General features: G+C 71.5%; 20 protein-coding genes. 7 read left to right on the top strand and 13 right to left on the bottom strand.

All coding sequences use genetic code 11. The features are described 5' to 3' along the window. Window positions 1-2 precede the first annotated feature (2 nt). Window positions 3-551 (top strand): hypothetical protein, encoded by a 549-nt coding sequence (locus tag B0675_RS41375; RefSeq protein ID WP_081219336.1) that lies wholly within the window; start codon window positions 3-5, stop codon window positions 549-551. Here the strand turns inward: B0675_RS41375 and B0675_RS15070 are convergent. After that, window positions 512-715 carry a hypothetical protein gene (locus B0675_RS15070; protein ID WP_143661071.1) on the bottom strand — a complete coding sequence of 68 codons (204 nt, stop codon included), beginning with the start codon at window positions 713-715 and terminating at the stop codon, window positions 512-514. The genes B0675_RS41375 and B0675_RS15070 overlap by 40 nt on opposite strands. Window positions 716-809: 94 nt before the next feature. On the opposite strand from B0675_RS15070, the gene B0675_RS15065 reads away from it, so the two are divergent. Further along, complete coding sequence (locus tag B0675_RS15065) at window positions 810-1,775, top strand: helix-turn-helix domain-containing protein (RefSeq protein WP_081219334.1); 966 nt, start codon at window positions 810-812, stop codon at window positions 1,773-1,775. A 45-nt stretch (window positions 1,776-1,820) separates the two neighbouring features. Here the strand turns inward: B0675_RS15065 and B0675_RS15060 are convergent, their stop codons facing one another. The 10 genes from B0675_RS15060 to B0675_RS15015 form a co-directional block, all read right to left on the bottom strand. Beyond that, window positions 1,821-3,191, bottom strand: coding sequence for a cytochrome P450 (locus B0675_RS15060; protein ID WP_081219333.1), 1,371 nt, complete (start codon window positions 3,189-3,191; stop codon window positions 1,821-1,823). Continuing rightward, window positions 3,188-4,273 carry an epi-isozizaene synthase gene (cyc1, locus tag B0675_RS15055; protein WP_107482797.1) on the bottom strand — a complete coding sequence of 362 codons (1,086 nt, stop codon included), beginning with the start codon at window positions 4,271-4,273 and terminating at the stop codon, window positions 3,188-3,190. The genes B0675_RS15060 and cyc1 overlap by 4 nt, the downstream gene beginning before the upstream one ends. A 350-nt stretch (window positions 4,274-4,623) precedes the next feature. Continuing rightward, complete coding sequence (def, locus tag B0675_RS15050) at window positions 4,624-5,274, bottom strand: peptide deformylase (protein ID WP_081219331.1); 651 nt, start codon at window positions 5,272-5,274, stop codon at window positions 4,624-4,626. 58 nt (window positions 5,275-5,332) lie between these two features. Further along, on the bottom strand, window positions 5,333-6,313 hold the full coding sequence (locus B0675_RS15045) for a hypothetical protein (RefSeq protein ID WP_081219330.1): 981 nt from the start codon (window positions 6,311-6,313) through the stop codon (window positions 5,333-5,335). Between the two features lie 153 nt (window positions 6,314-6,466). Then, on the bottom strand, window positions 6,467-7,687 hold the full coding sequence (locus B0675_RS15040; protein WP_241539944.1) for an HD domain-containing protein: 1,221 nt from the start codon (window positions 7,685-7,687) through the stop codon (window positions 6,467-6,469). Window positions 7,688-7,761: 74 nt separating this feature from the next. Next, window positions 7,762-9,126 carry an HD-GYP domain-containing protein gene (locus B0675_RS15035; RefSeq protein WP_081219329.1) on the bottom strand — a complete coding sequence of 455 codons (1,365 nt, stop codon included), beginning with the start codon at window positions 9,124-9,126 and terminating at the stop codon, window positions 7,762-7,764. A 155-nt stretch (window positions 9,127-9,281) separates the two neighbouring features. Continuing rightward, window positions 9,282-9,584 carry a mycothiol system anti-sigma-R factor gene (gene rsrA, locus B0675_RS15030; RefSeq protein WP_081219328.1) on the bottom strand — a complete coding sequence of 101 codons (303 nt, stop codon included), beginning with the start codon at window positions 9,582-9,584 and terminating at the stop codon, window positions 9,282-9,284. Then, window positions 9,581-10,273, bottom strand: coding sequence for an RNA polymerase sigma factor SigR (gene sigR / locus B0675_RS15025; RefSeq protein WP_193791571.1), 693 nt, complete (start codon window positions 10,271-10,273; stop codon window positions 9,581-9,583). The genes rsrA and sigR overlap by 4 nt, the downstream gene beginning before the upstream one ends. 299 nt (window positions 10,274-10,572) lie before the next feature. Then, window positions 10,573-11,217: an alpha/beta family hydrolase gene (locus B0675_RS15020; RefSeq protein WP_241539792.1), complete on the bottom strand. Its 645-nt coding sequence runs from the start codon at window positions 11,215-11,217 to the stop codon at window positions 10,573-10,575. A 1-nt stretch (window position 11,218) separates the two neighbouring features. After that, window positions 11,219-12,034 (bottom strand): SOS response-associated peptidase, encoded by an 816-nt coding sequence (locus B0675_RS15015; protein WP_081219326.1) that lies wholly within the window; start codon window positions 12,032-12,034, stop codon window positions 11,219-11,221. Window positions 12,035-12,084: 50 nt separating this feature from the next. Between B0675_RS15015 and B0675_RS15010 the strand changes: the two genes are divergently transcribed. The 4 genes from B0675_RS15010 (at window position 12,085) to B0675_RS14995 (ending at window position 15,794) form a co-directional block, all read left to right on the top strand. Then, the gene (locus tag B0675_RS15010) at window positions 12,085-12,816 is read left to right on the top strand and encodes a M50 family metallopeptidase (RefSeq protein ID WP_081219325.1); all 732 of its coding nucleotides are present in this window, start codon (window positions 12,085-12,087) and stop codon (window positions 12,814-12,816) included. A 159-nt stretch (window positions 12,817-12,975) separates the two neighbouring features. Beyond that, the gene (gene aroA, locus B0675_RS15005; protein WP_081219324.1) at window positions 12,976-14,316 is read left to right on the top strand and encodes a 3-phosphoshikimate 1-carboxyvinyltransferase; all 1,341 of its coding nucleotides are present in this window, start codon (window positions 12,976-12,978) and stop codon (window positions 14,314-14,316) included. Between the two features lie 16 nt (window positions 14,317-14,332). After that, entirely contained in the window at window positions 14,333-15,346 is a 1,014-nt protein-coding gene (gene rsgA, locus B0675_RS15000; protein WP_081219323.1) for a ribosome small subunit-dependent GTPase A, read from the top strand. 124 nt (window positions 15,347-15,470) lie between these two features. Continuing rightward, window positions 15,471-15,794, top strand: a complete 324-nt coding sequence (locus B0675_RS14995; RefSeq protein WP_081219322.1) for a multidrug efflux SMR transporter — start codon at window positions 15,471-15,473, stop codon at window positions 15,792-15,794. A gap of 29 nt (window positions 15,795-15,823) precedes the next feature. On the opposite strand, the gene B0675_RS14990 is transcribed toward B0675_RS14995, so the two are convergent. Together B0675_RS14990 and B0675_RS14985 are read right to left on the bottom strand one after the other, a co-directional pair. After that, window positions 15,824-16,432 (bottom strand): TetR/AcrR family transcriptional regulator, encoded by a 609-nt coding sequence (locus B0675_RS14990; RefSeq protein WP_241539791.1) that lies wholly within the window; start codon window positions 16,430-16,432, stop codon window positions 15,824-15,826. An 82-nt stretch (window positions 16,433-16,514) separates the two neighbouring features. Then, window positions 16,515-16,787, bottom strand: coding sequence for a hypothetical protein (locus tag B0675_RS14985; RefSeq protein ID WP_081219321.1), 273 nt, complete (start codon window positions 16,785-16,787; stop codon window positions 16,515-16,517). On the opposite strand from B0675_RS14985, the gene hisN reads away from it, so the two are divergent. Next, window positions 16,786-17,586: a histidinol-phosphatase gene (hisN, locus tag B0675_RS14980; RefSeq protein ID WP_081219320.1), complete on the top strand. Its 801-nt coding sequence runs from the start codon at window positions 16,786-16,788 to the stop codon at window positions 17,584-17,586. The genes B0675_RS14985 and hisN overlap by 2 nt on opposite strands. The last annotated feature ends 39 nt before the right edge of the window (window positions 17,587-17,625 follow it).

The following is a 17,625-nucleotide window of genomic DNA, read 5'->3' as shown; positions in this document are numbered from 1 at the left end:
CCATGCGTCGAACGACCCACACCAGGACCATCGCCCTCACGGCACTGACCCTGCTCCTCGCGGCGGGCTGCGGAACACAGGGAGGAAGCGAGGCGGGCGGCGGCAGGACCGTGTCGCCGACGGGCGCTCCGTCGTCCCCGTCCTCGCCCGGGTCCGCGTCCCCGACCCCGCCCACGTCGCCCCCGTCGTCGGCCTCACCCGCGTCACCGCCCCCGTCCTCGGACCAGGACTGCACGACGGTGAAGGGGATGCTCGACGCGGCCGACACCGGCCACACGTACTGCCTGGCGGCCGGGGACACGCTCCGCGTCACGCTGGACGGCACCACTCCCCGCCCCTGGAAGCCCGTGAAGAGCGACGGCGGCGGCCTGGTGCCGACCAACGGCGGCATCGTCCTTCAGCCCGGCGACGCGGCCGCGGCCTACCGGGCGGTCTCGGCCGGGACGGTCCGGCTGACCTCGTCCCGGCCGATGTGCCCGAGCGATCCGGGCCGGATCTCCTGCAAGGGACTTCAGGAGTGGGCGGTCACGGTGGTCGTGACGAAGGCCTGAGGCCGCGGTGGCCGCCAGGCGTCCTGCCGGGCGCCGGCGGCCGCCCTGAGCTGACGATCCACCCGCCTCTCCCGGGCGAGCCCGATCAAGGACGGGAGCGCCACGAGCGCGAAGACCGCGAGGACGACGAGGATTCCGACGAGGTTGTTCATCAGTGCGTTCATGAACATCAGTGTCCCGCCGGTGACTCCTTACCGTCAGTGGCAGAACTGCCGCACCCCCTCGAATTACTGCCACTTCCGGTGCACACTGAGGACCATGCTGAACAACGTGGCGGCCGTGCTGCTCGACGGCGTGCATCCCTTCGAACTCGGCGTCGTGTGCGAGGTCTTCGGCCTCGACCGCAGCGACGAGGGCCTGCCGGTCTACGAGTTCGCGGTCGTCTCCGCCGAGGGTCCGACGCTCCGCACCCACGTCCCCGGCTTCACGGTCTCCACGCCGTACGGCCTGGACCGGCTCGAAGAGGCGGACCTCGTCGTCGTCCCCGCCGGGAACACCTTCGCCGTCCGGGGCTATCCGCCCGAACTGCTCGCGTCGCTGCGCCGGGCGGTGGACCGCGGGTCCCGGGTGCTCAGCGTGTGTTCGGGCGTCTTCGCGCTCGGCGCGGCCGGGCTGCTCGACGGCCGCCGCTGCGCCGTGCACTGGCAGCATGCCGACGAGCTGGCCCGGCAGTATCCGCGGGCGGTCGTCGAACCGGACGTGCTGTACGTCGACGCGGACCCGGTGATCACCTCGGCCGGCACCGCCGCCGGGATCGACGCCTGCCTGCACATCGTCCGCAAGGAGCAGGGCACCGAGGTGGCCAACACCATCGCCCGCCGCATGGTGGTCCCGCCGCACCGGGACGGCGGCCAGGCCCAGTACATCGAGCGGCCCCTGCCCCGCTCGCGGTGCGACACGGTCGGTGACGTGCTGGTGTGGATGCAGCGTCACCTCGACCTGGAGACCACCGTCGAACAGCTCGCGGCCCGCGCCCACATGGCGCCCCGCACCTTCGCGCGCCGCTTCCAGCAGGAGACCGGGACCACGCCCTACCGCTGGATCCTGAGCCAACGGGTGCTGCTGGCACAACGGTTGCTGGAGGCGTCGGACGAGACGATGGACGCGATCGCGAGCCGCACGGGATTCGGCACGGCCGCCGCCCTGCGCCACCAGTTCGTCCGGAGTCTCGGCACGACCCCGAACGCGTACCGGCGCACGTTCAGGGGCCCGGAGGCGGCCTGAACGTGCGCCAGGTGGACGTGCGGGCGGGCCGGACCGTGGACCCGGCTAGCGCGGGTCGGCCTTCAGCCGCAGCCCGTGCGGCCGCAGGGTGATGCCGACGCGGGTCGCGTCGTTGGAGCCGGGCACCTGCGCGAAGCGCCAGCGGGAGGCCACGGTCGCGGTGACGAGCGTGAGCTGCGCCATCGAGAAGTGGTCACTGGGGCACTTGCGGTTGCCGACGCTGAAGGGACGCATCGCGTACTTCGGGATGTCCGCGGAGCGTTCCGGAAGCCAGCGCTCGGGATCGAAATCCAGATGCTCCTGGTACGAGCGGGGATCGCGCTGGATCGCGTACGGGCTGTAGACGATGTCGGCACCGGCCGGAATGCGATAGCCGCCCAGTTCGGTTTCGGTCACCGCCCGCCGCGTCAATATCCATACGGCGGGGCGCAAACGCATGGCCTCGACGACGACATTGTTCGTGTGCGACAGCTTCCGGACGTCGTCGAATCCGACGGGCCGGTCCCCGACGACGGATTGCACCTCGGCGGCCACCTTGTCCGCCTCTTCCGGGTGTTCGGTGAGGACTTGGAGCAGCCACATGATCGTGGACGCGATGGTTTCGCTTCCGGGCGTCAGTATCGCGACGACCTGGTCGTGGATCTCCTGTTCGTCGATGGGGTCGCCGCCGTCGTTCTTCGCCTCCAGCAATGCCGTCAGCAAATCGTCCGGCTTTTGACCAGATGCGCGGCGCTCGGCGATGATCTCGTCGACGAGAGCGTGCAAATCGGCCAATGCCCGGTCGAATTTACGCATGGACGGAAGCGGGAGCCGATAGAGCGGCCCCGCGGGTATGACCATGCGCTGGTACATACCGCGGAACACGGTTGCGAGGGCGAGGCTGAGCCGCTCGGCGCGCTCGTCCATGAAGCGGCCGCGCAACAGGCAGCGGGCGGCCATGCGGACGGCGACGCGGAAGGACTCGGAGGTGCAGTCGACGGTCGCCCCGCCCTCCCAGCGGTCGGCGAACGCGCGGGACTCCTCCTCCATGATCGGCCCGTACTCGGGGATGATGTCGGCGCGGAACGCGGGCTGGATGGTCCGCCGCTGGCGCCGGTGCATCGGTCCGTTGGCCGTCGCGACGCCCTTGTTGCCCAGCAGCCCTTCCAGCGACTCCCACAGGGGGCCGCCGATCTCGTAGTCCGGGTTGAGCGCCAGCGCGCCGGTGAGCGCGGGGGTGGTGACGGCGTACACCGTCTTGGGGCCGAGCTTCAGGCGCACGATGTCGCCGTGGTCGCGCAGCTGGGTGAAGAAGGCGAGCGGGTCGCGGGCCAGTTTCCAGCCGTGCCCGAGTACGGGCACCCCGCCTCCGGCGAGGGGCGGAACGGACAGCTCCAGCACCTCGGGCACCTCGGGTCGTACGGACTCGACGGTCATTTCTCACCTGCCGCTTCATTGTTGACGTACGGGGGTGTCGAGCGGTCGTCCCAGCTGTCGACCATGTACCGGCCCGACTCGTGGTGGAACCAGTACACGGAGCTGAACCAGTTCCGCATGTTTCCGACGCACGCCCTCACCGCGGCACTCGTCGCCTTTCCCTCCACGGTGCCGTCCGTGAGGGTTTCGGCGAGCCTTAAGACGTCCTTCTCGGCGGCAAGGAATTCACTGATGCATTCCTCGACCCGGCGCCGGACTTCGGTGACGGCTTCTTCGAGCGTCAGCCCCTGATGGTGAATGAGACTGATACCGAGATTGTGGACCTCGTCGCCCGCTATTTCCTTCGGCAGCGAACAGAGGTCGTTGTACCAGGCGGCGAATTCCTGACTGAGCAGAGCCGCCCGGTGAAATGCGGGGTGCAGTCGTACCGTGTCGGGGAGTTCCTGTCCCGCGCTCGGTTCGAGGAGGTCGGTCCAGATCCAGTGCGCGAAGGTGAGCCGACGCAGTTCGAGATATTCGTCGACGGTGGGTACGGCGCCGGACGTACGGTTCCGGAATTCCCGGTCGTACGCCTCGATCACCGCGTGGAAGTGGAGCGCGAACCGCTCGTTCCAGTTCTCCCCGAGGAACGAGTACAGCCGGCCCACGCTGTCGGCGAACCCCGCGACCAGGGGATCCTGGTGGTGCAGGTGGTCCCCGGGTGCGTCCAGGGCCGCGTGGAGCTGGAACCTGAGCGTCCGCCAGGCGTCCGCGCGGCCGTGGATGACGTCCCGGTCGTGCCGGTCGTCCCAGACGAAGAACCACGCGCTGTAGTCGGCTATCGCCTGCATGACCTCGTCGGGAGCGCCTATGTAGTAGCCCGCCATCAAGTCCGTGTAGCACAGACCGTCGGCATATTCCTCGACCTTGTCCGCGGGCATGAGCCGCTTTTCGAGGAGCCAGGTCCGGGTCTTCTCCTGGAGCCTGGGCCAATACGGGTGCAGTTGACGGGGAAACTCGGACTCGATCACCGCGAGAGAGAGCGCCGGTGGGACCGCGATCGCTGTCGGTGTCGATGAAGAGCCGTGTGAGAAAGCATGCACGAACAAACCCCTCTCAGCCGCCTGTTGGCGCCACGCCCCTCCCGCTGTGCCGGGCGTGCGCCGTTGCGTATCCCCGCACTTCCCATTCAGCACCACAACTGACCGTTCTGGGAACGGATTTGCTCCATTCACTACCTCAAGGTGCCGAGAATCTCCCCTTGTGTGACTGAATCTGGATCACCGGGAGAGCACAAGGGAGCGAACGTGCGACGCACATACGAACGGTGCCTGGTCAGGAGGTTCTCCTGACCAGGCACCGTTCGAGCCGGCCCACGAGGAGCCGTGCGTCCCGCCTGTCAATTTCTGTCACAGCCGTACGGGGCGGCCGCAGGCGTGCTACATCAGCGTTGTCAGTCGTTCGCGACGATCTCGTAGCGCGGTTCGTTCTCGGCCATCTGCCGCAGGGCGTCCTTGCGTTCACGCTTGGAGAGCCGGTCGATGTACAGGTACCCGTACAGGTGGTCCGTCTCGTGCTGCAGGCAGCGCGCGAAGTAGCCCGTACCGCGTACCCGGACCGGGTTGCCCTTCTCGTCCTGACCGGTGACCTCGGCGTAGTCGGGGCGGGCCAGCGGCGCGTACGCCGTGGGCACGGACAGGCAGCCCTCGTTGCTCTCGTCGAGCTGACGCTGCTCGGCGGGCAGGTCGACGAGCTTGGGGTTGCAGACCACGCCGACGTGCCGGGTGCCCTGGTCGTCCTGGCAGTCGTAGACGAAGACCTTCAGGTCGACGCCGATCTGGTTGGCGGCCAGGCCCACGCCCTCTGCGGTGCGCTGGCTCGCGAACATGTCGGCGATCAGCCGGTCCAGCTCGTCGCCGAAGTCGGTGACGTCCTTGCACTCCTTGTGCAGCACCGGGTTGCCGACCACCGTGATCGGCCGCGAGGTACCCCGCTCGCGGTAGGCCGACTCGCGCTCCTCGGCCTCCTCGGTGTCGATGACGTAGCCGTCGTCGTCCACGGGAAGCACGCCCACGTGCTGCTGATCGGTGTCCTGCTGGGCCATGACGACGTACGCCTTCCTCAAACCTTCGGGAAATCTGCGGGTACAGCCTAAGGGGACCTCAGCAGACCTCTTCCAGGTCCCGCCAGTCCCGGGAGTCCGGGCTGTCCGCCACCCAGCCGTCCAGCAGCCCGCGCACCAGCGAGGCGGGGGCCGCGAGACCGCACTCCCGCTCGGGAACCCACAGCTGCCCGTCGGTGCGGTGTCCCAGCGGGCCCGGGTGTCCCGGCTCGCTGTGGTCGTGCGGGTCCAGGTGCTCCCCGTCGCCCTCGTCGGACGGCATCCGTGACTCGGAGCACATCCGGCACAGCAGCCGCACGGACGAGGACCAGTCCTCGGCGGCGAACCCCGCGTCGGCCGCGAGCTGCTCCAGCGCGTCCCGGTCGTCCTCGGTCGCCGCCTCCAGCAGCACGACCCAGGTGGGCACCGGTGAGGGCGCCCACAGCTCGATCTCGTCGAAGACCGGATACGAGTGGCCCGCCGCGGTGGTCCGCTCGCCGTGCGGGACGCCGTCGTGCAGCACGACCTCGCCCCAGCGGCGCCCGGAGGACGGCAGCGGGATCGACAGCACCTCGATACGGGCGGGGTCCAGCCGCCGCCCCCACACGACCTCGGCCTCGCCCTCGGGCGACAGCCGGACGGCCGCGCTGCCGAGGTCCATGCCCACCGGCTCGCCGGAGACGGCGGCACCGCCGGGCACCCGCAGCCCGTACGCCTGCCACGCACGGCGGGCCAGCGGCCAGTCCTGAAGGGCGGTGGCCGCGATCCCGACGTTCCACCAGTCGGGTGCGCCGGTCTCCCGGTCGAGCAGCGCGACGGCCCGCAGGCCCGCCGCCCGTGCCTGCTCCCAGTCGTGCCGGAACTTGTGCAGCAGCGCCAGGTTGAACCAGGACTCGGACAGCCAGGGCTCCAGGTCCGCGGCCCGCGTCAGCAGCGCTCCCGCGTCCTCGTACCGGCCGTCGCCGATGAGCGTGAACGCACGATCGGTGGCCTGCCGCCATGAGGCGGAGGGCCGGTGTCGTCCCTTGCCGAAGATCCTCACGATTCCCGCCTGCCAGTTCCTTGCGTTTCCCGCCTGCCGGTTCTTTGAAGAGTCCCCTGAAGGCAGTGCCGGCCCGGGCAGGCCCGTACCCCCGAACACCCTCTTCCTCGCATCCAACCACGTACCGTCGGACGGCCGCTCATTACCCATGGGTTACCCAGCCCAGGGCAAGGTCAGACCGGGTCGTGACAGGACCCGGGCCAGCGACTCCACGACCTCGGGCTGGTAGTCGCGGGCGGTCGCGAGCCGCAGCTTCTCCAGAGCCGTCAGCGGCCCTCCGGGCCCTGCTTCCCGGGCCATCTCCTCGTATGCGTTCACGGCGCGGACGATGCGCGCGGTGACGGGCTGCTCCCGGTACGGATCCGCCTGGCGCTCCACCACCACGGCGACCTCGGCGTCCACGCCGGTCTGCCGGACGACGGCACCGCCGAGCAGCGCGATCCGCCGCTGCTCGTCCGGCGGGAGGCCGGCGGTCGCTCCGGCCGGCACGGGGTCGACCAGGCTGAGCTGTCCGATGTCGTGCATCAGCGCCGCGTACTCCAGGACGGTGAGGCCGGGTTCGGACAGGCCCAGCTCACGGCCGACGGCCCGGCTGAGGGCGGCCACCCGGCGGGCGTGCCCGGCCGGGGTGTACCCGGCGATCTCGGTCGCCCGGGCGAGCGAGGCGATCGTCTGCCGGTAGGTGACCCGCACCGCCGCGTACCGCCGGAAGGACAGCTGGGTGAGCAGCAGCGGCAGCGAGAACACGGGCAGGGCCCACAGTCCGACCACCGCGACGGCGAGCGCCATGACGGCCCCGGTCGCGCACACGGCCGAGCCGATCCCGAGCGTGGCCCGCAGCTCGTCGCGCAGCAGCGGCCCGAACGGCCACCGGGTCCGCGCGTGCGCCGTCGCCGCCGCGAGCACGGCGTCCCAGAGCGTGGTGACCACGAGCAGCGCGACGAGCAGCAGAGCGACCGCGGGACCTCCCCACGCCGGCAACCTGCCCTGGTTGTAGAGGGGTTGGAAGCAGACGGCGGCGAAGGCGACGGTGAGGACGCGGCGGGCGAGGTGGTCGAGGGTGGGGCCGCGGCCGCGGGCGACGTGCGGGACGCAGCCGATCAGGGCGGCCGCGACGACCACGGCGACGACCTGGAGGACACCGTGTCCGGTGCGCTGCCCTGCGTTCTCGCCGAGCAGCGCGTACGCGAGGGCTCCGGCGGCTCCGAGGGGGGCCGACTCCCGTTCCTCGGCTCCGCTCCAGCGGGCCAGCTCTCCGACGGCGATGAGCACGCCGAAGGCCAGCGCCGTACCGCGGTCGTCGAGCCCGTCCCAGAGGGTGACGCCGAGGGCGAGGACGGTGAGGAGGAGGGCGAGGGCGCGTACGGCGGTGATCGTGGCGGGCGGGGCCACGGCCGACGGGAAGCGTGCGGGACGCGCGGTCAGCCCGTGCCGGGGTGCGGCGGTGCTCACGGCGCCCCCCGGCCGAGGGCGTCGGAGGCGTGCGGGGAGACCGGTCCTGCGCCGGGGACGGCGGGCGGGCCGATGTCCGCGGTCACCGCGGGGTGCCAGCCGTGTCGGCCGAGCGCCCGCACCAGTGCCTCGACCATGCCGGGGTCGAACTGCGCACCGGCGCAGCGCTCCAGCTCCTCCAGGGCGGCCGGTACCGGCCGGGCCCTGCGGTAGGACCGGGTGGAGGTCATCGCGTCGAAGGCGTCGGCGACGGCGACCACCCGGGCGAACTCGGGGATCTGCGCGCCGGCCAGCCCGTACGGGTATCCGCTGCCGTCCAGCCGTTCGTGGTGGTGCAGGATCGCCGAACGGGCCTCGCCGAGGAACGCGATCCCGCGGACCATCTCGTGCCCGTACTCGGGGTGCAGTTCGATGATCCGGCGTTCCTCGGGGGTCAGCGGGCCGTCCTTGCGCAGCAGCCGGGTGGGCACGCCGAGCTTGCCGACGTCGTGCAGGATCCCGGCGAAGCGCAGTCCTTCGACGCGGTCGTCGTCCATGCCGAGTTCGCGGGCGATCATCATGGACGCCTGGCCGACCCGCTCGCTGTGTCCGCGGGTGTAACCGTCCTTGATGTCGACGGCCTGGACGAGGGCGCGGATGGTGGCCTGGTGGGCGGCGCGTTCCCGGTGGTACTGGGCGAAGACCCAGCAGGACACGTACATGGGGAGCAGCACGAGCAGGGCGGCGACGGGACCGTACGGGCTGCGCCAGAGCACCGCCATCATCAGTCCGGCCAGTCCGTGCGCGGCGACGGGGGCCAGCGAGCGCGCGAAGAGGCCGCGCCAGGCGGTGCGCAGCGGCGCCCGTTCGGCGAGCGCGAGGATGCCGCCGTCGAGGACGGCGAGCACGGCGCAGAAGGTGAGGACGGCGGCCCCCGCGGGGGCCAGCGCGTAGGGGAAACGGGGGGCGGCCACGGCGTCCGGACCGCCGAGCGCGTCGTACGCCCGGGAGGCCGCCCAGACGGCGACGGCCAGCTGGGCGGCGCGCCAGACGCGGCGCGGGGTGCGCGGCCGCTGGTCGACCCGGGCGAGCAGGGCACCGGGCAGCGCGACGAGGGCGGCGGCGGACGGCGGCAGCAGGAAGGAGCCGGCCAGCAGGACGGGGAGGAAGGTGCCCATGCCCTGCGGGGTCTCGCCGCCGGGTGATCCGGCGGCGCGCGGTCCGCGGGGCGGTGGAATGTGGTCGCAGCCGGCGTAGAGCACGGCGAGCAGGGCGACGATCCACCAGGGGACACGGAGGTCCGGCACGGGGGCGAGGCAGGCGAGTGCCGCGAGAACGACACAGGCCACGTACACCCGGGCTCCCGCCGGAACCGAACCCATCTCCTCGTCCCTCCCCCGGTCTCAGGCTCCGGAGCCTAGGACGGGGAAAGCGGCACGTGGACGGGTATGCACGAATCCGCGGGCCGGGAGCCCGCGGATTAGCACGTTCGGGTGACGGACGGACGGTCTTTCGGACCGGGACGGTCGCGCCGGGGTCAGGACTCCCGGGCCGTCGCGGTCACGTCGTGGTCGGGAACGGCCTGCCCCGAGCGGATGAGGTCGATGCGTCCCATGACCTTGGCCCGCAGATCGGTGGGCACGTCGTCATGACCGCAGCACCGCTTCACCAGCTTCTTGACGGCTTGTTCGAGGCCGTACTTCTCGAGGCACGGGGAGCACTCCTCGAAGTGGACCTCGAACTTGGTGCAGTCCGCGTCCGGCATCTCATGATCGAGGAACTCGTAGAGGTGATCGAGTACCTCACTGCAATCCGTCTCGTGCGGCTCTCCGCAGCTCATGAGCCCGAGCCTTTCGCTTCGTTCGACTCTCCGGCGCCCGCGGGGACCAGCCCGCGGTCACGGGCGTAGTCCTCCAGCATGCCGCGCAGTTGGCGACGGCCCCGGTGCAGCCGGGACATCACCGTTCCGATGGGTGTCCCCATGATGTCCGCGATCTCCTTGTACGCAAAGCCCTCTACGTCCGCGAGATACACGGCGATGCGGAATTCCTCGGGAATCGCCTGCAGCGCCTGCTTGACGTCCGAGTCGGGCAGGTGGTCGAGCGCCTGCGACTCCGCGGAGCGCAGTCCGGTCGACATGTGCGACTCGGCGCGCGCGAGCTGCCAGTCCTCGATCTCCTCGGCCGCACTGCGCTGGGGTTCACGCTGCTTCTTGCGGTACGAGTTGATGAAGGTGTTGGTGAGAATGCGGTACAGCCACGCCTTGAGGTTGGTGCCCTCACGGAACTGGTGGAAGGACGCGTACGCCTTCGCGTACGTCTCCTGCACCAGGTCCTCGGCGTCGGCCGGGTTGCGCGTCATGCGCAGGGCGGCCGAGTACATCTGGTCGAGGAATTCGAGCGCGTCCCGCTCGAAGCGCGCGGTGCGCTCGGCGGACGATTCCGCCGACGCGTCGCTCGTGCCCTGGCCCTCGGGCTGCTCCGCCTGGCCGTTATCGGTCCCTGCGTCGGTCCCAGTGACCGGACCCACCTCCTCCAGCGATGTAGCGGGACCGAGACCGGTCCCACTGGAATCGGAGAATAGACGACCTTCGGTCGGGGCGGCTTGCCCAGCGGCCGGGGAGGGACGTACATCCTGGCCGCCCGGTGTCCGAACCGGAGTGTTCTTACCCGCGCGCAGCACCGTCCAGTCCAGGTCAGCGCGGCTGCTGCGGCTCGGGCAGAAGGTCGAACCCATGCGGCGGACTTCCTCTCGTACGAACGGTCCAGCACGCGCTCCGTGCTGTCTGATCCGCACAACAGTGGTCCGTCACGCAACATTCCCGGGCATCACCCGAGTGACGCGGACCACCGCACGACACCGTCCGTGACGATCTCCAGCGCCTCCTCCTGTCCGAGGGGCGCCTTCTTCGGTACGGCGAAGCCGTGGTCCGCGTACGCCACCTCGACCAGCTCGTACGGGCCGTCCGGGAACTCCCGCGGTCGGCCGAACGGGTCGTTGCCGCCCTGGACGACGAGGGTGGGCACCCCCGCACCGAGCAGTTCGTCGGCGCGGGACTTCTCCGGCCTGCCCGGCGGGTGCAGCGGGAAACTGAGCGCGAGCACGGCGGCGGCCCCGAGCTCGGACGCGGTACGGCAGGCGACGCGGGCGCCCGCGCTGCGGCCGCCGGAGATCACCGGCAGTCCGGGCTTCGCCAGGGCCGGCCACACCCCGCGCCAGCCGACGTCCAGTGTCTTCGGCGCGGGCGCCATCTTCTTGCCGGCCACCCGCCAGGGCTGTTCGACGAGGGCGACGCTCACCCCGTGTCCGGGGAGCACCCCGGCGAGCGCGCGGAGGTCCCGGGCCTCGATGCCGCCGCCCGCGCCGTGGCTCACGGCGAGGACGAGCCGCGGTCGCGCCGCGCGGTGCCAGGTGACGCGGGCCGGGCCGGCGTCCGTCTCGATCGTCTCGCTCACGCTGTTGATCTCGGTCACGTCAGAAGAGTGTGCCCTCCTCGGGCCCCTCCAGCTCCTTCAGCAGCTCCGGTCCGTTGTTGCGGACGTTGCTGACCGCCGTGGAGACGGGGAACGCGCGCATCAGTCCGGTGGGCGGCGGGGCGAGCAGGTCGCGCAGGGCGTCCGGATGCGTGGCGGCCGGGTCGAGCCAGCTGTCCCAGCGGTCCGGGGTGAGCATCAGGGGCATCCGGGGGTGGATGTCGGCCAGCGCCCGCGGGCCCTCGTCGGGCGCCACCGCGAGCGGCGTGGTCTCCGCCTCGGTCGTGATCACCGAGCAGGTCACCCACCAGGCCAGCGGGTGCTCGTCCGGCAGGGTCCGGTCCCGCCAGAACTCGTAGAGCCCGGCCATCGCGAAGACCGAGCCGTCCGCGGGGGTCACGAAGTAGGGCTGCTTGCGCGGCCGCTTCTTCTTGCCCTCGACCTCCAGGTCGCGCTCGGCGGTGCCGGTGACCCACTCGTAGTAGCCGTCGGCCGGGATGATGCAGCGGCGCGAGGTGAAGGCCCGGCGGTACGAGGGCTTCTCGTGCACCGTCTCGGCCCGCGCGTTGATCATCCGGGCGCCGCCCTCGGGTGTCTTGGCCCACGACGGGACGAGCCCCCACTTCAGCTTGCGCAGCTGGCGAACCGGCCTCGGGCTGTCCGCGTCCTTAACAGGACGGTCGAGGACGGCGTAGACCTCCTTCGTCGGGGCCACGTTGTAGTCGGGAGCCAGAGTCTCCTCGACGTCCCACTTCTCGATCTCAAAGATTCCTGCGAGATCCTCGGGTCGACGACTCGCCGCATACCGTCCGCACATACGTGCCAGACTGCCAGACTCCGCGCCACGAGAGGGAGCCCCCGCCGACCATGGACAGCACCGCATCCACTTCGCTGGCCTCCCTGAGCTCGCTGTGGGACGAGGTCTTCGGCAGCCAGCCTGACCCCGATCTGTGGGTGGTGATCGCCACTCTGGTCGCGGCCCTCGCGGCGGTCGTCCCGCACGGGGTGTGGCGCCTCTCCCGCAACGCCGTCACCATCGCCCACGAGGGCGGGCACGGACTGGTCGCGCTGCTCACCGGACGCAGCCTGAGCGGCATCCGGCTGCACTCGGACACCAGCGGTCTGACCGTGAGCCGCGGCAAGCCGACCGGGCTCGGCATGATCCTGACCGCCGCGGCCGGCTACACCGCTCCCCCGCTGCTCGGCCTCGGCGGGGCGGCCCTCCTCGCCGCGGGCCACATCACCCTGCTGCTGTGGCTGGCCACGGCCCTGCTGATAGCCATGCTGGTGATGATCCGCAACGCGTACGGCGCGCTGACCGTGATCCTCGCCGGCGGAACCTTCGTGTTGGTGTCCTGGCTCACCGGCCCCCAGGTGCAGGCGGCGTTCGCGTACGCGGTGGTGTGGTTCCTGCTGCTCGGCGGTGTGCGGCCGGCGTTCGAGCTCCAGGCGAAGCGGATGCGAGGCAACGCGGGCGACTCGGACGCCGACCAGTTGTCGCGGCTCACCCACGTACCGGCGGGACTGTGGCTGTTCCTGTTCCACGCCGTGTCGCTGTGCTCGCTGATGGGCGGCGCGCGGTGGCTGCTGGAGGTGTGAGCCGGCCGCTCGGCTTCCCACGGGTGCTGAGGGGTCCCGAGCTGCGGCGCTGCCGTCCGCGGTACCCGGGGCACGGGAAGCTCCCCGCGCCCCTCCGACGGTGTCTTCGGCCGTGACGGACCAACGGCGGCCCGGCCTCCAGCCGATAAAGTGGAGCGCATGACCGCGAACCCCGCCCACACCGCCCTCTGGCCCGCCCCGTACGCAAGCGGGGCCGTCGACGCGACGGTCCACGTGCCGGGGTCCAAGTCGGTCACCAACCGCGCTCTCGTGCTGGCCGCGCTGGCCTCCGAGCCGGGCTGGCTGCGCCGCCCGCTGCGTTCCCGCGACACCCTGCTGATGGCGGGCGCGCTGCGCGCCATGGGCGTGGGCATCGAGGAGACGGTCGCCTCCAGCTCGACGGTCGCGGCGGGCCCGGACGCCTCCGGCGAGGCCTGGCGGATCATCCCCTCGGGCCTGCGCGGCCCGGCCACGGTCGACGTGGGCAACGCCGGCACGGTGATGCGCTTCCTGCCCCCGGTCGCCGCGCTCGCGGACGGCCCGATCCGCTTCGACGGCGACCCGCGGTCGTACGAGCGTCCGCTGCACGGAGTGATCGACGCGCTGCGGCTGCTCGGCGCCCGGATCGACGACAACGACCGCGGCGCGCTGCCCCTGACCGTGCACGGCCAGGGCTCCCTGGACGGCGGCCCGGTGGAGATCGACGCCTCGTCGTCCTCCCAGTTCGTGTCCGCGCTGCTGCTCTCCGCGCCGCGCTTCAACCAGGGCGTCGAGGTCCGGCACACCGGCTCGACGCTCCCTTCCATGCCGCACATCCGGATGACCGTGGACATGCTGCGCGCCGTCGGTGCCCAGGTGGACACGCCGGAGTCGGGCGGCGAGCCGAACGTGTGGCGGGTGACGCCGGGCGCGCTGCTCGGCCGCGACCTGATCGTCGAGCCCGATCTGTCGAACGCCCAGCCGTTCCTCGCGGCCGCCCTCGTGACCGGCGGCACGGTCGTCGTGCCCGACTGGCCGGCCCACACCACCCAGCCCGGTGACCGGCTGCGGGAGATCTTCACCGAAATGGGCGGTTCCTGCGAACTGACCGAGACCGGACTGGAGTTCACCGGATCGGGTGCGATCCACGGCATCGACGTGGACCTCGGCGAGGTCGGCGAGCTGACCCCGGGCATCGCGGCGGTCGCGGCGCTCGCCGACTCCCCCTCCACCCTGCGGGGCGTGGCCCACCTGCGGCTGCACGAGACGGACCGGCTGGCCGCGCTCACCAAGGAGATCAACGAACTCGGAGGTGACGTCACCGAGACCGCCGACGGTCTGCACATCCGGCCGCGCCGGCTGCACGGCGGCGTCTTCCACACGTACGACGACCACCGCATGGCGACGGCCGGCGCGATCCTCGGGCTGGCGGTGGAGGGCGTCCAGATCGAGAACGTGGCGACGACCGCGAAGACCCTGCCGGACTTCCCCGACCTGTGGACCGCAATGCTCGGGAACTGACGGGCGGATCTGGATCATGCGCCGTTACAACAAGAACACCGACGAGGACGACATCCGCCAGCGGCCGAACCGCAAGGGCAACCGTCCGCGGACGAACATCCGCCCCAAGCACGAGGAAGCCGTCGAGGGCATGGTCCTCACGGTCGACCGCGGCCGGCTGACCTGCCTGGTCGGCGACCGGGTCGTGATGGCGATGAAGGCGCGCGAACTGGGCCGCAAGGCCGCCGTCGTCGGTGACCGGGTGGCCATCGTCGGCGACCTGTCGGGCGAGAAGGACACCCTCGCCCGCATCGTCCGCATCGAGCCGCGCACGTCCGTGCTGCGCCGCACGGCCGACGACGACGACCCGTTCGAGCGCGTGGTCGTCGCCAACGCCGACCAGCTCGCCATCGTCACCGCCCTCGCCGACCCCGAACCACGCCCCCGGCTGATCGACCGCTGTCTGGTGGCGGCCTTCGACGGCGGTCTCACCCCGCTCCTCGTCCTGACGAAGTCGGACCTCGCGCCGCCGGACAAGTTCCTGGAGCTGTACGGCGCGCTGGACATCCCGTACGTGGTGACCAGCCGCGAGGAGCTGGAGAGCGAGGCCGCGGCCGACCTCGTACGGGAACAACTCGTCGGCAGGATCACGGCGTTCGTCGGTCACTCGGGCGTCGGCAAGACGACCCTGGTGAACGCGCTGGTGCCGAAGGAGCAGCGCCGGACGACCGGTCACGTCAACGCGGTCACCGGCCGCGGCCGGCACACGACGACCTCCGCCCTGGCCCTGCCGCTGGCCGGCAAGGCGGGCGGCTGGCTCGTCGACACCCCCGGCGTCCGCTCCTTCGGCCTGAACCACGTCGACCCGTCCCGGGTCATCCACGCCTTCCCCGATCTCGAACCCGGCACCGAGGGCTGTCCGCGCGCGTGCAGCCACGACGAGCCGGAGTGCGCGCTCGACCAGTGGGTGGCGGACGGTCACGCGGATCCGCAGCGCCTCTACTCGCTGCGCCGGCTGCTCGCCACCCGGGAGCGCCACGAGGGCGACTGACGTCGGCGTGTTTGCGCGGGTCCGTGGTCGGTAAGGGCTTCTCCCGGCCGTTGAATGCATAATCGCACCGAGCCGGATCCGGGCCAGCCGAAGCAGTCGACGTGCGGACAAGGGAGGACACGACATGGCGTGGCTGCTGGTCGTTGTTGCGGGACTGCTCGAAACCGGCTTCGCCGTCTGTCTGAAGCTCTCGCACGGCTTCACCAGACTCTGGCCCACCGTGGCCTTCTGCGTCTTCGCCCTCGGCAGCTTCGGTCTGCTGACGCTGTCCCTGAAGAAGCTCGACGTGGGGCCGGCGTACGCGGTGTGGACGGGGATCGGCGCGGCGGGCACCGCCATCTACGGAATGATCTTCCTCGACGACCTGGTCTCGGTCCTCAAGATCGTCTCCATCAGCTTCGTCATCATGGGCGTCATCGGCCTCCAGCTGTCGGGCTCGGCCCACTGAGCCGTGGCGTCCGGCACCCCGGGGCGGCTTCAGGCCCCGTTCCGGTGCGACGACGCCAGCGCGGCCCTCACCAGGTCCGTGACCCCGCCCTCCGCGGGCGGCGCGACCACGTACGACAGCCCGAGCCGGACGACGAGTTCGCAGGACCGCGTGACCTCGGCGGCCTCCGTCCGGGAGACGCCGAGCGTGGCGACGGCCCGGTCCCTGACCAGCGTCACGAAGTCCGCGGGCGAGGGCAGCGGACCGTCCGCCCGCCGCTGCGCGGGCACCACGGACGCCGACGGCACGGCGGCAAGGCCGGGCGCGGGCAGCCGTTCGCCCCAGCACCCGGTGAGCATCGCCCGCACCAGCGCGTTGCTGCGGGCCGCCGAGGCCGTCCACTCGACGGCCGCTACCAGCCGGTCCCGGGCGTCCGTGTGGGTGGCGAGCGCCCGGTCGACCCCGGCGAGATAGGCGTCGGCCTCCCGGCGTACGAGGGCGCGCGCGAGGCCGTCCTTGCTGCCGAACTCGTTGTAGAGCGTCTGGCGTGACACCCCGGCCACCGCGGCCACGTCGACCATCCGCACGGCCGACCACGCTCTGCGCGCCAGCGCCGTGTAGGCGGCGTCCAAGAGGGATTCTCGCGCTGCGGGCATCATCGCCTCCCTGGGGCGAGCGGCTCTGCTGCCAGATTTGACGCGCGGGGAAGCACTGTCAAGGGTGCGCGGCGGCTCCGGCGATTCACCGACCGCGCGGAGGGCGCGCCCGGCCGGACCGCACGCATCCCGGCCGGGGCTCACGCCCCCTCAGGACGACGGACTCCGTCGACGCGGACTCCACCGACCCGGGCAGCGCGGGCAGCGCGGGCAGCGCGGGCAGCGCGGGCAGCGCGGGCAGCGCGGGCAGCGCGGGCAGCGCGGGCAGCGCGGGCAGCGCCGCGGGCAGCGCGGGCAGCTGATCATCCTTCGGTCCCCTGTAGCCCCGTCCCGACGCGGACAGATACGGTTCGGTCATGCCCGACTATCTCGATGACCTGCGGCTCGCCCATGTCCTCGCGGACGCCGCCGACGCCGCGACGATGGACCGGTTCAAGGCGCTCGATCTGAAGGTCGAGACCAAGCCGGACATGACGCCGGTGAGCGAGGCGGACAAAGCCGCCGAGGAGATCATCCGCGGTCATCTCCAGCGGGCCAGGCCGCGCGACGCCGTCCTCGGCGAGGAGTACGGCGTCGAGGGCACGGGCCCGCGCCGCTGGGTCGTGGACCCGATCGACGGCACCAAGAACTACGTCCGCGGGGTGCCCGTCTGGGCGACGCTGATCTCCCTGATGGAGGCGGCCGAGGGCGGCTACCAGCCGGTCGTCGGCGTGGTCTCCGCGCCCGCGCTCGGTCGCCGCTGGTGGGCGGCGAAGGGCCACGGCGCCTTCACCGGCCGCAGCCTGTCCTCGGCGAGCCGGCTGCGGGTCTCCAGTGTGTCCCGGATGTCCGACGCCTCGTTCGCCTACTCCTCGCTGTCCGGCTGGGAGGACCAGGGCCGGCTCGACGGTTTCCTCGACCTCACGAAGGCCGTCTGGCGCACCCGCGGTTACGGCGACTTCTGGCCGTACATGATGGTGGCCGAGGGCTCCGTGGACATCTGCGCCGAACCCGAGCTGTCGCTCTGGGACATGGCGGCGAACGCGATCGTGGTGACCGAGGCGGGGGGCTCCTTCACCGGACTCGACGGCCGTCCCGGTCCGCACAGCGGCAACGCGGCCGCGTCGAACGGCATCCTGCACGACGAGATGCTCGGTTACCTGAACCAGCGCTACTGACCCCGGGCGGCCGGCGGTCGACGGGAGGGCGGTGAGCGC

It is taken from the genome of Streptomyces sp. M41(2017), assembly GCF_002078175.1.
Lineage (GTDB): Bacteria > Actinomycetota > Actinomycetes > Streptomycetales > Streptomycetaceae > Streptomyces.
The sequence above is the reverse complement of the archived record's forward strand: the minus strand, read 5'-3'. Positions and strand labels throughout refer to the sequence as shown.

What these genes read in the sequence shown, in the direction of transcription:
- def (WP_081219331.1), bottom strand. Translation starts at nt 5,274, where the DNA reads ATGGCCCAGCAGGACACCGATCAGCAGCACGTGGGCGTGCTTCCCGTG.
- B0675_RS15035 (WP_081219329.1), bottom strand. Translation starts at nt 9,126, where the DNA reads ATGGGTTCGGTTCCGGCGGGAGCCCGGGTGTACGTGGCCTGTGTCGTT.
- B0675_RS41375 (WP_081219336.1), top strand. Translation starts at nt 3, where the DNA reads ATGCGTCGAACGACCCACACCAGGACCATCGCCCTCACGGCACTGACC.
- B0675_RS15060 (WP_081219333.1), bottom strand. Translation starts at nt 3,191, where the DNA reads ATGACCGTCGAGTCCGTACGACCCGAGGTGCCCGAGGTGCTGGAGCTG.
- B0675_RS15015 (WP_081219326.1), bottom strand. Translation starts at nt 12,034, where the DNA reads ATGTGCGGACGGTATGCGGCGAGTCGTCGACCCGAGGATCTCGCAGGA.
- hisN (WP_081219320.1), top strand. Translation starts at nt 16,786, where the DNA reads ATGCCCGACTATCTCGATGACCTGCGGCTCGCCCATGTCCTCGCGGAC.
- B0675_RS15065 (WP_081219334.1), top strand. Translation starts at nt 810, where the DNA reads ATGCTGAACAACGTGGCGGCCGTGCTGCTCGACGGCGTGCATCCCTTC.
- rsgA (WP_081219323.1), top strand. Translation starts at nt 14,333, where the DNA reads ATGCGCCGTTACAACAAGAACACCGACGAGGACGACATCCGCCAGCGG.
- B0675_RS15010 (WP_081219325.1), top strand. Translation starts at nt 12,085, where the DNA reads ATGGACAGCACCGCATCCACTTCGCTGGCCTCCCTGAGCTCGCTGTGG.
- B0675_RS14995 (WP_081219322.1), top strand. Translation starts at nt 15,471, where the DNA reads ATGGCGTGGCTGCTGGTCGTTGTTGCGGGACTGCTCGAAACCGGCTTC.
- rsrA (WP_081219328.1), bottom strand. Translation starts at nt 9,584, where the DNA reads ATGAGCTGCGGAGAGCCGCACGAGACGGATTGCAGTGAGGTACTCGAT.
- B0675_RS14990 (WP_241539791.1), bottom strand. Translation starts at nt 16,432, where the DNA reads ATGATGCCCGCAGCGCGAGAATCCCTCTTGGACGCCGCCTACACGGCG.
- aroA (WP_081219324.1), top strand. Translation starts at nt 12,976, where the DNA reads ATGACCGCGAACCCCGCCCACACCGCCCTCTGGCCCGCCCCGTACGCA.
- B0675_RS14985 (WP_081219321.1), bottom strand. Translation starts at nt 16,787, where the DNA reads ATGACCGAACCGTATCTGTCCGCGTCGGGACGGGGCTACAGGGGACCG.
- B0675_RS15070 (WP_143661071.1), bottom strand. Translation starts at nt 715, where the DNA reads ATGAACGCACTGATGAACAACCTCGTCGGAATCCTCGTCGTCCTCGCG.